The organism is Micromonospora luteifusca (assembly GCF_016907275.1).
GTDB classification, from domain to species: domain Bacteria; phylum Actinomycetota; class Actinomycetes; order Mycobacteriales; family Micromonosporaceae; genus Micromonospora; species Micromonospora luteifusca.
Window position 1 is genome coordinate 3,675,058 of the sequence record NZ_JAFBBP010000001.1, and the last position, 12,861, is coordinate 3,687,918.

Below are 12,861 nucleotides of genomic sequence, written 5' to 3' on the forward strand. Positions count from 1 at the left end.
CCGCGCCCGAGACGACGACCTGTGCCTGGACGAGTGGAGAACGGCGATGTCGGGGTGTCCGAGTGTCGGGGACACCCCGACGTCGCCGATCTGGAGTTCGGCTTGCCGCAGCGGGTCAGGCGGGGCGACGGTAGGCGCCGTACCACCAGGTCGAGGCCAGCTCCCGGGCCGCTGTCGCGTCGGCGTCGGGGTCGGGCGAGGTCGTGCTGACGTGGTCGGCGAGGAAGCGGTCACCGCCGTACACGATCAGCCGACTCGCGGTTTCCGCGTCGAGGCTCGCAGGGGTACGCCCGGCCTGCTGCTCGACGAGCATCTTCTCCACGGTGCGCGCCACGAACTGCTCCAGCCCGGCCGCCCAGTACTCCCGGACCACCTCGTCGTACGCCGCCACCTCGCTGATCGCCGCCAGCACCGGGGCGTACGTCCGGTAGATCCGGATCACGTCGGAGAAGACCTCGGTGAGCGCCGCGAGCGGGTCGCCGGGCCCGGCAGGGTCCCAATCGCCGGTCCGGTCGAAGGAGCTCTCCCGCATGGTGCCGGCGAGGCGCATGAGCAGCTCGCTCTTGTCCCGGAAGTGGGTGTAGAAGGTCGACCGTGCCACCCCGGCCTCGGCGGCGATCCGCTGGACACCGAGGTCGGTGAAGCGGACCCCCTCCTGGAGCAGCCGCTCGGTGGCCGCCAGGACCCGTGCTTCGACGGCTGCTCGCCCGTCGGGGTTGCTCGGGCGGCGGCGGGTGATCGAGGGCATAGCCGAGATCCTAGGTGGCTGGGGACGTGGTAGGCGACGTACGCTCGTTGCCGGACATGCTGTCCGACATAGTGACCGATGGAGTGCCCGGTTCTCGGCCCTCCGACCCACCATGAGGAGCGACAAGCGTGAAGTATCGGCTGCTTGGCACCACCGGGGTGTATGTCTCGGAGATCTCACTCGGCGCGATGACCTTCGGCGGAAGCGGGCACCCGCTCTGGGGCACCCTTGGCGGGCTGGCGCTGCCCGACGTGCAGCGGCTGGTCGACACCGCGCTGGACGCCGGGGTCAACTTCGTCGACACCGCCGACGGCTACAGCGACGGCGAGAGCGAGGAACTGCTCGGCAAGGCGCTCGGCAAGCGGCGTCGCGACGTGGTGCTGGCCACCAAGGTGCACTCGCGGACCGGTCCCGGCCCGAACGACGTCGGCACCTCCCGGCTGCACATCATGCAGAACCTGGAGGACAGCCTGCGCCGGCTGGGCACCGATCACATCGACCTGTACCAGATCCACAACTTCGACCAGGTCACTCCCATGGAGGAGATGCTGCGCGCGCTCGACGACGCGGTCCGGCAGGGCAAGGTCCGCTACATCGGCGCCGCCAACTTCGCCGCCTGGCAACTGTCCAAGGCGCTGGGCATCTCCGCCCGGGAGAAGCTGGCCGGCTTCGTCTCGGTGCAGGAGTACTACTCCCTGCTGGGCCGGGACGTCGAGCGCGACGTGGTGCCGATGGCGCTCGACGCGGGCATCGGGCTGACCGTGTGGAGCCCGCTCGCCGGTGGTTTCCTCTCCGGCAAGGTCAGCCGGGACGGCGCCGTCGCCGACAGTGGCGCCCGCAGCGCCCAGCCTGGCTACGCCAGCTTCACGCCGTTCGACCCCGACACCGCCTTCGGCGTGGTCGACGTGCTCAAGGGCGTCGCTGAGCGGCACGAGGTCAGCCCGGCCCGGGTGGCGGTCGCCTGGCTGCTGTCCCGGCCGGCCGTGACCAGCGTGATCGTCGGGGCCCGCAAGCAGGAGCAACTGGTGGACAACATCGCCGCCTCGGACCTCACGCTGACCGCGCAGGATCTCGCCGAACTGGACGAGGTCACCAAGCTGCCGGTCGCGTACCCGAACTGGATCCAGGAAGGGTTCTTCGCCGGGCTCCGCTACCCGCAGTGAGGCACGGCCCCCGGGGTCGGTGACCCCGGGGGCCTACCTACTTGAGGATGAGCCGGTTGGTCTGCTCGAAGACGTCCAGGTCGGCCAGCGTTTCGGCGACCGAGGCGGAGAGTGGGGCGGGGAATCGGTCGCGGGGGAAGAAGCCGGCATCGGTGGTCTCGTCGGTGGCCCGGGCCAGTTGCCCGTCCCACTCCTCGACCTTGAACGCCGTCGTGAAGACCTGGTACGTGTGCCCGTACATGTTGGTGCTGGTCCGGTCCGGGCCGGTGTAGAGGGCGAACGCGCAGACCCGCAGCGCGCGCAGCCCGGTCTCCTCGCGGACCTCGCGTACCGCGCAGTCGGCGATCGACTCGCCCAACTCCATCGCCCCGGCCGGCATGGCCCACTGGCCGTTGTCCGAGCGTTGGATCAGCAGGATGCGTCCCGCGTTGTCGCTGACCACGGCGCGGGCGCCGACGAACATCAGCGTCCGATCCCCGGCGAGCGCGCGCAACTGCCCCACGTACGAGTCGGCCCAGGAGATGCTCACCTGCGACAATTTACGGGGGTTCCCAACGTGTGACCGCCGACACTAGCTTGTTACCCATGCGTAGCACGATGATGGACGCCCCTCTGCAGGTCTCCCGGATCCTCGATCACGGCGCAGGCGTGCACGGCACAGCCGAGGTGGTCACCTGGACCGGCGCCGAGCCCCGCCGGATGACGTACGCCGAGGTGGGCCGCGCCGCCGCCCGGCTGGCACACGGGCTGCGCGACGAGTGTGGGGTGACCGGCGACGAGCGGGTCGCCACCTTCATGTGGAACAACAACGAGCACCTGGTGGCCTACTTCGCGGTGCCGAGCATGGGTGCGGTGCTGCACACGCTCAACATCCGACTCTTTCCCGACCAGGTCGTCTACATCGCCAACCATGCCGAGGACCGGGTGGTGCTGGTCGACAGCACGCTCATCCCGCTACTGGCCCGGGTGATCGGTGAGCTGACCACCCTGCGGCACGTGGTGGTGGTCGGCGGCGGCGACCCGGCCCCGCTGGTGGCGGCGGCCGGCGACCGGATCACCGTGCACCACTGGGACGCGCTGCTCGCCGACCGGCCCGAGGTGTACGACTGGCCCGAGGTGGACGAGCGTGACGCCGCGGCGCTCTGCTACACCTCGGGCACCACCGGCAACCCGAAGGGTGTGGCCTACTCGCACCGGTCCATCTACCTGCACTCGTTGCAGGTCTGCATGCCGGAGGGTTTCGGTCTCGGGCCGACCGACCGGGAGTTGGCCATCGTGCCGATGTTCCACGCCATGTCGTGGGGCCTGCCGTATGCGGCCTTCCTCTCCGGCGCGTCGCTGATCATGCCGGACCGGTTCCTCCAGGCCGCGCCGATCGCCGAGATGATCGCCGCCGAGCGGCCCACGCTGGCCGGGGCGGTGCCGACCATCTGGACCGATCTGTTGGCCTACCTGGACACCCACGACGTGGACACCTCCTCGCTCACCGAGGTGATCGTGGGCGGGTCGGCCTGTCCGCCGGCGCTGATGCACGCCTTCGACGAGCGGCACGGCATCGACGTGATCCACGCCTGGGGGATGACCGAGATGTCCCCGCTGGGGTCGGTCTCGCGTCCGCCAGCCGGTGCGACAGGCGAGCAGGCGTGGCGGTACCGCTACACCCAGGGGCGGGTGCCGGCGGGCGTACAGGCGCGGATCGTCGGCCCGTCGGGTGAGCCGTTGCCCGCCGACGGCAGGTCCGTGGGTGAGCTGGAGGTCCGTGGGCCGTGGGTGACCGCCCGGTACGTCGGTGACGACGCCCCGGACGAGGAGAAGTTCCGCGACGGCTGGCTGCGTACCGGCGACGTGGGCACCCTCTCGCCGGATGGCTACATCATGCTGACCGACCGCGCCAAGGACGTGATCAAGTCCGGGGGTGAGTGGATTTCCTCGGTCGAGTTGGAGAACGCGTTGATGGCCCACCCGGCGGTGCTGGAGGCCTGCGTGGTGGGTGTGCCGGACGAGCGGTGGGACGAACGGCCGTTGGCCACCGTGGTCGTGCGGGAGGGCGCCTCGGTGACCGCGGAGGAGCTCCGGGACTTTCTGGCCGGCTCGGTGGCCCGCTGGCAGTTGCCCGAGCGCTGGGCGTTCATCGACACGGTGCCGAAGACCAGCGTGGGCAAGTTCGACAAGAAGGTCGTCCGTTCGCGGTACGCCGAGGGCGAGCTGACTGTCCGGGAGCTGACAGCCCCGTAACGTTTTCCCAGGCGCTGTCGCCTGTTGAGGCGGGAGTGCTGCTGAAGACCCTCCCCAGGGGGGCGGCCCCGGCGTTCGCACCGCGCCGGGGCCGCCCGTTCTACGCGGGGTGACCCGCACCATCATTGTTGCGAAACTTGTTCGCCTTTGTCCTGATGACAGGGAAATCGGGTGGTCAGCGACCCGATCAGGCGTCGCTGGTGGTGACGAGCACCTTGCCCACCGCCGAGTCCTCCACCGCCTGGTGTGCCGCAGCGGCCTCTGCCAGGGGGTAATGGTGCAGCGGCAGGCCGGCGTCCGCACCGACCCGGATGCCGCCCTGACTGGCCGCCGCCGCCACGTCCTTCACGCCCTGCGCCTTGGCCGACTTCGGCTCCGTGTAGACCAGCACGAACTGCCAGCGGGCGTTCGGCGCCATCATCGCCCGGATCGGGATGCTCACCTCGCCCCCGCCGTCGTCGGCGTACATGCAGACCGCGCCGCCGTGCCGCAGCACCTGTACGTCGGTGGAGGCGTTGCGGGCGGGGGAGACCTCGACGATCGTGTGGACCCCGTCGGGGGCGATCTTGCGGACCTCCTCGACCACGTCCTGCTCCCGATAATTGATCACAAAGGAGGCGCCGGCCGACGCCGCGAGCTGTGCCTTCTCCGCGCTGCTCACCGTGGCGATCACCGTGGCATCGGCCCAACGGGCGAGCTGGATCGCGGCGTTACCGACCGCACCGGCACCGCCCTGCACCAGCACCGTGTGATCCGCCAACGCGCCGGCCCGCAGCGTGTCCGGCATGAACTCACCAGCGGTCAGGCACCGGTGCGCGGTGAGGAACGGGATGCCCAGGGCAGCGCCCACCTCGAACGACGCGCCACCGAGGCGTACCGCCTGCCGGACCGGCACCAGGGTGTATTCCGCTGTGGTGCCCCACGGTCGCTGCCAGGCGGCCTCCCAGACCCACACCCGCTCACCGATCAGGTCCGGATCGACCCCCGCACCGGCGGCCTCCACCACCCCCGCGCCGTCCTGCCCGGGAATCTGCCACCCGTCCGGCGGGGAGTTGCGGCGGGACTTCCAGTCGGTCGGGTTCACCCCCGCGACCGCCATCCGCACCAGGACCTCGCCCGCACCCGGCTCCGGCACCGGCCGGTCGACCAGTTGCAGCACCGAAGGGTCGCCGGTGCGTTCGTACACGATGGCTTTCATCCGTGGTCTCTACCCCGCTCGGCCCGCGTCAACCCAGGTCGTCCAGCAGCTCGGGGGTCAGCTCGCCGATCGCGCCCAGCGTCACCACGGCCAGCCGGGCGGCGTCCGGGTCGAGGGGATATGAACCATGCGGCACCGCCACCACACGCATCCCCGCGGCGGCGGCCGACCGCACCCCGTTGGAGGAGTCCTCCACGGCCACGCAGCGGGCCGGCTCGACGCCGAGGCGCTGCGCGACGTTCAGGTACACGTCCGGCGCGGGCTTGCCCCGCTCGGTCTGCTCGGTGGAGAGGGTGGCATCGAACGCGTTGGTCAGGCCGGTCGCGGCCAGCGCCGCCTCGATCAGCCGGGTCGGCGACGAACTGGCCAACCCCAGCGGCCACCGCGCGGCCAGCCGGCGCACGACCTCGTCGGCGCCGGCGATCAGCGGTACGTGGTCCCGGTAACGCCGGGTCATCTCCTCGACCACCTCGTCGGCGACCTGCGGCGCGGTGCGGTCAACGCCCAGCTCGCCGCTGAGGTAGTGGGCCCACTCGCCGGTGCTCATCCCCATCAGGCGGCGTTGCGTGTCCGGCTGCCACATCCCGCCGTGCGCCGCCACGTACGCCCGACGGACCTCCTCCCACACCGGCTCGGAATCCACGATCACGCCGTCCAGGTCGAAGACCACCGCATCTGCCACGGGCCCATCCTGCCCGATCGGTGGGTGCCCGGTCAGCCGGGCAGCGCGGGCAGCCCGACCGGGCTCTCCGGCGGGAGCGCCGCGTGGCAGGAGCGGGCAATCGGCTCCAGCAGCTCGCGTAGTCGGTCGGTGCCGTCCCGGCCGAGTGCCTGCCACGGGTGCGCGGAAGCCCGGTCGGTGGCGTCCTCGACGGCCTGGAACTCGGCCCGGCCGTGCTCGGTGGTCGTGCCGTCCCCGGTCAGCCAGCCCCGCTGCACCAGCCGCTCGTGGGCGGCGTGCCACTGCTCCTCGGACCAGCCCCGGCCCAGCAGGTACTGCGGTGGCGCGCCGTCCGACGCCGCCCGCCAGGCCAGCGTCTCCACCGGGTCCAGCCCGGCCGCCACCAGCGCCGCCACGTGCCCGTCGCCCCGGTGCTCACGCAGCGTCGTGGCAGCCTGCCAGAGCTGAGCGAGGGGATATTCACCTACCGGAAGTGCGGCGTTGACCCGGCCGAGCACCCGGCCGGCCGTCTGCACCGCCGAGGCGGCCCGCACCAACAGGTCTGCGGCCTCCGCGAGGTGCGTCTCCGGCAGCTCGTAGGTCAACTCGGCGAGCGCCTGCACCGCGCCGGTAAGGCGGGCGCGCAGCGCCTCCTGCGGGCTGGCCAGGCGCCACACCGCCGGCAGCGCGCGGGCCACCATCGGCGGCGCGAAGTTGAAGAAGACGGCGATCACCGGGGCGGCCTCGACGGCACCCAGCGGCGCGGCCCGACCGGCGAAGTAACCCCGCCAGTAGCCGCGCAACCCGACCGCCTCGTACGCGGCGCGGGCCCGGGGGTGCAGATAGGTGACCGCGTGCACCGGCTCGAAATGTGCCCACATCAACCGGGCCGTCTGCCCAGGCTCGTCCAGCGCCGTCACATGCACCTCCGCGTTGCGGTCCCGGATGCTCACCCCGGGCGGCGAACCGCCCGGGGTGACGCCGAACCTACTGCCGCTGGGTGACGGGCCGGAAGCCCCATGTGAACAACTCCATCGCGCCTCGGCAACAACCGGGGCGATCCGGACAGGTCACTGGGCGGCGAGAACGTCCACCACGAAGCGCAGCGGGCCGGTCGGCCGCCCACCGGCAGCGGCCTCGTCGTTGCCGTACGCCAACTCGCCCGGGATGTCGAGCAGCACCCGGCTGCCCACGGTCACGCCGACCAGACCCTGGTCCCAGCCGGGGATGACCTGGCCCACGCCGATCGGGAAGGAGGCTGGCTGGCCGGAGCTCCAGGAGGAGTCGAACTCCTTGCCGTCCTTGTAGAACACGCCCAGGTAGTTGGTGGTGATGGTCTGACCCTTTTGCACCGCCGGGCCCGTCCCCTTGATCAGCGGGGTGACCGTGAGCTTCTTCAGCTCACCCTTGCCCGCTTCGACCGTCGGCTTGCTGCCCAGCGCCGGGTCGGCGCCGGCCGGCAGCTGCGGGGCCGGGGGCGCGCCGGCCGCGTCGGGGGCCGGAGCGGAGGCGGACGGGGTCGCGTCGGCCTGGGTCTTGGGCTTGTCGTCGCCCCCGCCGATCGCCACGAAGACGCCGATCAGCACCGCGGCCACAGCGACGGCGGCGAAGCCACTGATCCACGCGTTGCGGCGCCGCTTCGCATCGGCGGCCTTCTTCTCCGCCAGCTGGGCGGCCAGCCGGCGGCCCGACTTGGTCGCCGGGCTCTGGTCCTGGCCTGCCGACCGGTTCTGCTGCGTCCGCTCGCTCACGTCGTCGACTCCCTGATGCGAAGGTGTGGCCGGCACCCGGTGCCGGGGGGAAAGCCGACGCACACGGTACTCGCACCACGGCCTACCGTGCCCGCCGTGGACACCTCGGATCGTCCAGCGAGGCATTTCCGAGGCGTTCCCGGGCGGTTATTCCGGGACCACCATGAAGTCGGTCACGAACGACGTCACCCGGCCGTCGGCGGCCCGCCCGATCCAGGTGCCATAGCAGCCGTCGCCCCAGCCGGTGGCCACGGTGACGACGTTGGCACCGCTGGCCTCGTCCAGGACGGCGGTGATCAGCCCCGGGACCGGCGACGAGGGCAACTCGGCCGGGATGAAAACCTCCTCGACCTGGTCTTCGTCCCAGCCCTCCAGGGCGGCGAGCGCCGTCGGGTCGGCGAGGGTGCCGGCGCCCGCGTCCACGCCGTACCCGAAGTAGTCGTCCGCGCCGAGTGTGGCGACGTCCTGGTCGCCGGCGACGGCCAGCTCCCAGCGGGTGGTCGGCTCGTCGGCGACCACCAGCTCCAGCGCGGCCACCCGCCGGTCCACCTCGGCGTCCTCGCGAAGCACCACTGCCACCCAGGCGCGGGCGGGATGCCGCCCCGGCGGCACGGTCACCGTGAACGCCTCGGCCTCCGGGCAGACCAGCGGGTCACACCCGACCACCCGGCCGGTCGGCAGCACGATGTCGCCCACCGGGTGGGCCTCGATCAGGTACGCACCGTGCTCGTCGGTGAAGCGGGCACCGGGCGTCAGCAACCGGTCCAGATCAGGGGTGTACGGCATGAGGGCTCCTCCGGTGACCAGCGGCCGGCGGAGCGTACCCGGCCCGGCGGACACCGCCCTCGCTGCCGTACGGTCAGGCGCTCTTGCGGGGTGCCGTCTTGCGCGCGGCCGTCTTCTTCGCCGGCTCCGCCTTCTTCGCGGCGGTCTTCTTCGCGGCCGTCTTCTTCGCCGGCTCGGCGGTCTTCTTCTCCGCCGTCTTCTTCGCCGCGGTCTTCTTCGCCGGTGCCTTGGCCGCCTTCTTCTCGGCTGCCTTCTGCGCCGATCGGGCCGACGAGATGGGTGTCGGCTCGCCGCCACCACCACCGCGCGTGGGTTGCTCGCCCCGGGCCGCCTTGGCGCGCTCCACCGAGGCCTTCAACGCGGCCATCAGGTCCACCGCGGCGGCCGGCGCCTCCTCGGCCTCCTCCGGCTGGACGACCTCCCGACCCTCCACCTTGGCGTCGATGACCTCCTGCAACGCCGCCCGGTAGTCGTCGGTGAAGACGTCCGGCTCGAACTCGCCGGTCATCGAGTCGATCAGGGAACTGGCCATCGCCAGCTCCGGCGGGCGCACCTTGAGGTCCTCGTCGAGGAAACCAAAACCCGGGGTACGGATCTCGTCCGGCCAGAGCATGGTGTTGAGCAGCAGCACACCCTCACGGACCCGAAGCGTGGCGAGCTGCTCCCGCTGGCGCAGCGCCACCTTGACGATGGCCACCCGCTCCGAGTCGATCAGCGCGTCGCGCAGCAGCACGTACGGTTTGGTCGCCGTGCCCTCCGGCTCCAGGAAGTACGCCTTGTTGTAGAGGATCGGGTCGACCTGCTCGGCCGGGACGAACTCCAGCACGTCGATCGCGCGTGAGCTGGTCAACGGCAGGTCGGCGAAATCCTCGTCGGTGAGGATCACCATCTCGCCGCCGCCGATGTCGTAGCCCTTGGCGATGTCGTCGTAGGTGACCTCCTCGCCGCAGACCGAGCAGGTGCGCTTGTATCGGATCCGGCCGCCGTCCTCACGGTGCACCTGGTGGAACCGAATGTCCTTCTCCTCGGTCGCGGAGTAGAGCTTCACCCCGATCGAGACGAGCCCGAACGACACGGCTCCCTTCCAGATGGCACGCATCCTGCGCTCCCTTCGCCGATATCGACCATGCTCGCATCCGAAAGAACCTGACGCGAGGTGTTCGGCCTGCTACTACAGTCGGGTCGTGCCTGGCGCGCCGCTCAAGCCGATGCTCGCGATGACCGGGCCGCTCCCGGCGGGTGACGGCTGGGCATACGAGTTCAAGTGGGACGGGGTTCGGGCGCTCGCCGACATCTCCGGCGGTGGTCAGCACCTGTACGCCCGCTCCGGCGTGGAGATCACCGCCGCGTACCCGGAGTTGGCCACGCTGCCCGAGCAGGTCGACGACGCGCTGCTCGACGGCGAGGTGGTGCTGCTGGGGGAGGGCGGTCAGCCGTCGTTCACCGCGTTGGCCGAGCGGATGCACGTGCGGGACCGGAACAGGGCGGCCCGGTTGGCCGCGGTCATGCCGGTCACGTACATGATCTTCGACTTGTTGAGGTTGAACGGCGACGACCTGACCGGCTGGTCGTACGAGCGCCGCCGCGAGGCCCTGGAAGGGCTCGCGCTCGGCGGTGCCCGGTGGGCGGTGCCGCCGATGTTCGCCGACGGCCCGGCCACCTACGACGCGGCCGGCGAGCACGGTCTGGAAGGTGTGATGGCCAAGCGGCTGGCCGCCGTCTACCGCCCGGGGGTGCGCTCTCCGGACTGGGTGAAGGTCAAGCTGGAGGTGACCGGCGACTTCGTCATCGGCGGCTGGCGACCGGGCGCGCGCCGGATCGGCGGGCTGCTGGTCGGGGTGCCCGGCCCGGACGGCCGGCTGATCTACCGGGGTCGGGTGGGCGGCGGGATCGGCGCGGCCATCGAGCGGCAACTCCTCGCCGAGCTGGAGCCGCTGCGGTCCGGCGCGTCACCGTTCGCGCCGGGTGTGCCGCGCGAGGATGCCCGAGGGGCCATCTGGGTAGAACCCCGGATGGTGGTGGAGGTGAAGTACGGCCAGCGCACGCCCGACGGCCGGCTGCGCTTCCCCCGAGTGCTGCGGTTGCGCCCGGACAAACCCCCGGAGGAGGTCGACGATGCCGGCTGAGCGGCTACGGGTGGACGTCGAGGGCCGCCCGTTGGAGCTGTCCAACCTAGACAAGGTGCTCTATCCGGCGGCCGGCTTCACCAAGGGTGAAGTGATCGACTACTACACGCGGATCTCCCCGGTGCTGCTGCCGCACCTGCGGGACCGACCGGTCACCCGGATCCGCTTCCCCAACGGGGTGGACGACAAGTCGTTCTTCGAGAAGAACACGCCGGCGGCGACCCCGGACTGGGTGCGCGTGGAGAATCTGCCCGCACCCGGGTCGACCAAGGGCCGGGAGACCATCGACTACGTGGTCGCCGACGACCTGCCCACCCTGGTGTGGCTGGCCAACCTGGCGGCGCTGGAGCTGCACACGCCGCAGTGGAAGGTCGGTGAGCACCCGGACATGCTGGTGGTCGACCTGGACCCGGGGCCGCCGGCCGGGCTCGCCGAGTGCTGCCCGGTGGCGGTGCTGATGCGCGACCGCCTCGCCCTCGACGGGATCGAGTCCTACCCGAAGACATCGGGCAAGAAGGGCATGCAGCTCTGCTGCCCGATCGCCGGCACCCAGTCGTCCGATGACGTGTCCGACTACGCCAAGCGGATCGCGCAGGAGCTGGAGAAGGCGCATCCGAAGCTGATCGTGTCGAAGATGGCGAAGAACCTGCGCCCGGGCAAGGTCTTCATCGACTGGAGCCAGAACAACGCGGCGAAGACCACTGTGGCGCCGTACTCGCTGCGCGCCCAGTCGGTGCCGTCGGTGTCGACGCCGTTGTCCTGGGGTGAGGTCGAGGCCGGCGCCCGCGGCCGGAGGCCGGCCGTCCGCCAGTTCACCGCCGCCGAGGTCCTGGACCGGGTCGAGGAGTACGGCGATCTACTCGCCCCCCTGCTCGACGGCGGCCCGGAACTGCCGGGCTGAAAGGCCAGCGCGCGGCCCAAACAGCGCTGCCCGATCCGGTTCCGTTACATCGCCATCTGCCCTGCTCAGAGGGTCTTTCGTCGATGACTTCGGCATGTTCTCATACCCGAACAGCGACGTCATCGACCCCGCACCGCCTCCCTCATCGAAAGGTGCACCGATGCGCAGAAGAACGACCTTCCGACTGGCGGTCCTCACCGCCACCGCCGCGACGTTCCTGGCGTCCGGCGGCGCCTCCGGGGCACTCGCCACGGCCGCGCCCGCGACCGCCTCCCCGGGCGTCACCGCCTGTGAGCCGGGTGCCGACGCGCACAGCGCCGCCCGGGCCGCCGAGGGCGCCACCGCCCAGGAGCCGGAGCTGTACCCCAAGAACGAGGCGAACGCCTACGGCGTGATCAAGGACGCGCCGCGCCTGTCCAACGGCAGCGTCACCGTGCCGACGGTCTTCCACATGATCTCCGACCATCCGCTCACCGCGGCCGAGACGACCAGGTGGAACACCCTGATCGCCGCGCAGATGACAGTGCTCAACGACTCGTACGCGGGCCGTACGGCGGGAGACGCCTCCAACACTCCGTTCCGGTTCTCGCTCGTCGACACGACGTGGACGGTGAACAGCGCCTGGTACACGGTCGTGCCGGGCAAGAACGAGCGGGACATGAAGAAGGCGCTGTACACCGGCGACTCGGAGACCCTGAACGTGTACGCGGCCAACATCGGCGGCGGGCTGCTCGGCTGGGCGTACTTCCCGAAGGGCTACAACAACGGGCGCGACTATATCGACGGCGTGGTGATGCTCGACGAGTCGATGCCGGGCGGCACGGCCGGCAAGTACGCCCTGGGCGACACGCTGACGCATGAGGTCGGGCACTGGCTGATGCTGGAGCACACCTTCGCGCACGGCTGCTCCGCGTCCGGCGACTTCGTCGCGGACACGCCGCGCGAGGCGGCACCGCAGTTCGACTGCCCGGTGGGTGCGGACACCTGCACCGCGCCCGGGCTCGACCCGATCCACAACTTCATGGACTACACGCAGGACTCCTGCATGAACATGTTCACCCCGGGTCAGGCCGACCGGATGAGCGACGCCTGGCTGGCGTTCCGGGCCGGCGGGGCCGGATAGCCCACTGAGTGGCGGCGCTGGAGTTGCGCGCCGCAGTGGAGGGCCGGCGAGCACCGGGACAGGGTGGTCGACCTGGACCCGGTGCCGCCGGCCGGGCTCGCGACGGCGGCTTCGGAACTGTCGGTCCGCTGACCGCTGTCGACGACATCCAGGATCCTCGACAACCTTC

13 protein-coding genes are annotated in these 12,861 nt (G+C 71.1%); 5 read left to right on the forward strand and 8 right to left on the reverse strand.

The genetic code is table 11. The features are described 5' to 3' along the window. Positions 1-115: 115 nt before the first annotated feature. Positions 116-748, reverse strand: a complete 633-nt coding sequence (locus JOD64_RS16660) for a TetR/AcrR family transcriptional regulator (RefSeq protein ID WP_204943060.1) — start codon at positions 746-748, stop codon at positions 116-118. Positions 749-876: 128 nt separating this feature from the next. Here JOD64_RS16660 and JOD64_RS16665 point away from each other — a divergent pair, with 128 nt between their 5' ends. Continuing rightward, complete coding sequence (locus JOD64_RS16665) at positions 877-1,911, forward strand: aldo/keto reductase (protein ID WP_204943061.1); 1,035 nt, start codon at positions 877-879, stop codon at positions 1,909-1,911. 37 nt (positions 1,912-1,948) lie between these two features. Here the strand turns inward: JOD64_RS16665 and JOD64_RS16670 are convergent, their stop codons facing one another. Further along, entirely contained in the window at positions 1,949-2,440 is a 492-nt protein-coding gene (locus JOD64_RS16670) for an NUDIX domain-containing protein (RefSeq protein ID WP_184180824.1), read from the reverse strand. A gap of 71 nt (positions 2,441-2,511) precedes the next feature. Here JOD64_RS16670 and JOD64_RS16675 point away from each other — a divergent pair, with 71 nt between their 5' ends. Further along, positions 2,512-4,146, forward strand: coding sequence for a fatty acid--CoA ligase (locus JOD64_RS16675; RefSeq protein ID WP_204946097.1), 1,635 nt, complete (start codon positions 2,512-2,514; stop codon positions 4,144-4,146). A gap of 187 nt (positions 4,147-4,333) precedes the next feature. Here JOD64_RS16675 and JOD64_RS16680 read toward each other — a convergent pair whose 3' ends face one another. The 6 genes from JOD64_RS16680 to ku form a co-directional block, all read right to left on the reverse strand. After that, entirely contained in the window at positions 4,334-5,344 is a 1,011-nt protein-coding gene (locus tag JOD64_RS16680) for an NADPH:quinone reductase (RefSeq protein ID WP_204943062.1), read from the reverse strand. Between the two features lie 28 nt (positions 5,345-5,372). Next, a complete protein-coding gene (locus tag JOD64_RS16685; protein WP_204943063.1) occupies positions 5,373-6,026 on the reverse strand; it encodes an HAD family hydrolase in 654 nt (217 codons plus the stop codon). Positions 6,027-6,058: 32 nt separating this feature from the next. Then, positions 6,059-6,886 carry an SCO6745 family protein gene (locus tag JOD64_RS16690; RefSeq protein ID WP_204946098.1) on the reverse strand — a complete coding sequence of 276 codons (828 nt, stop codon included), beginning with the start codon at positions 6,884-6,886 and terminating at the stop codon, positions 6,059-6,061. 189 nt (positions 6,887-7,075) lie between these two features. After that, positions 7,076-7,792, reverse strand: a complete 717-nt coding sequence (locus JOD64_RS16695) for an FKBP-type peptidyl-prolyl cis-trans isomerase (RefSeq protein WP_204946099.1) — start codon at positions 7,790-7,792, stop codon at positions 7,076-7,078. Positions 7,793-7,903: 111 nt separating this feature from the next. Next, positions 7,904-8,542: a DUF4241 domain-containing protein gene (locus JOD64_RS16700; protein WP_204943064.1), complete on the reverse strand. Its 639-nt coding sequence runs from the start codon at positions 8,540-8,542 to the stop codon at positions 7,904-7,906. Between the two features lie 73 nt (positions 8,543-8,615). Further along, complete coding sequence (gene ku / locus JOD64_RS16705) at positions 8,616-9,641, reverse strand: non-homologous end joining protein Ku (RefSeq protein ID WP_204943065.1); 1,026 nt, start codon at positions 9,639-9,641, stop codon at positions 8,616-8,618. A gap of 85 nt (positions 9,642-9,726) precedes the next feature. Between ku and ligD (JOD64_RS16710) the strand changes: the two genes are divergently transcribed. From ligD (JOD64_RS16710) to JOD64_RS16720, 3 genes are all read left to right on the forward strand, one after another. Continuing rightward, on the forward strand, positions 9,727-10,668 hold the full coding sequence (gene ligD / locus JOD64_RS16710) for a non-homologous end-joining DNA ligase (RefSeq protein ID WP_204943066.1): 942 nt from the start codon (positions 9,727-9,729) through the stop codon (positions 10,666-10,668). After that, positions 10,658-11,569, forward strand: coding sequence for a non-homologous end-joining DNA ligase (gene ligD / locus JOD64_RS16715; RefSeq protein ID WP_204943067.1), 912 nt, complete (start codon positions 10,658-10,660; stop codon positions 11,567-11,569). Before ligD (JOD64_RS16710) ends, ligD (JOD64_RS16715) begins: the two co-directional genes overlap by 11 nt. Positions 11,570-11,729: 160 nt before the next feature. Beyond that, complete coding sequence (locus tag JOD64_RS16720) at positions 11,730-12,692, forward strand: zinc metalloprotease (protein ID WP_204943068.1); 963 nt, start codon at positions 11,730-11,732, stop codon at positions 12,690-12,692. Positions 12,693-12,861 lie beyond the last annotated feature (169 nt).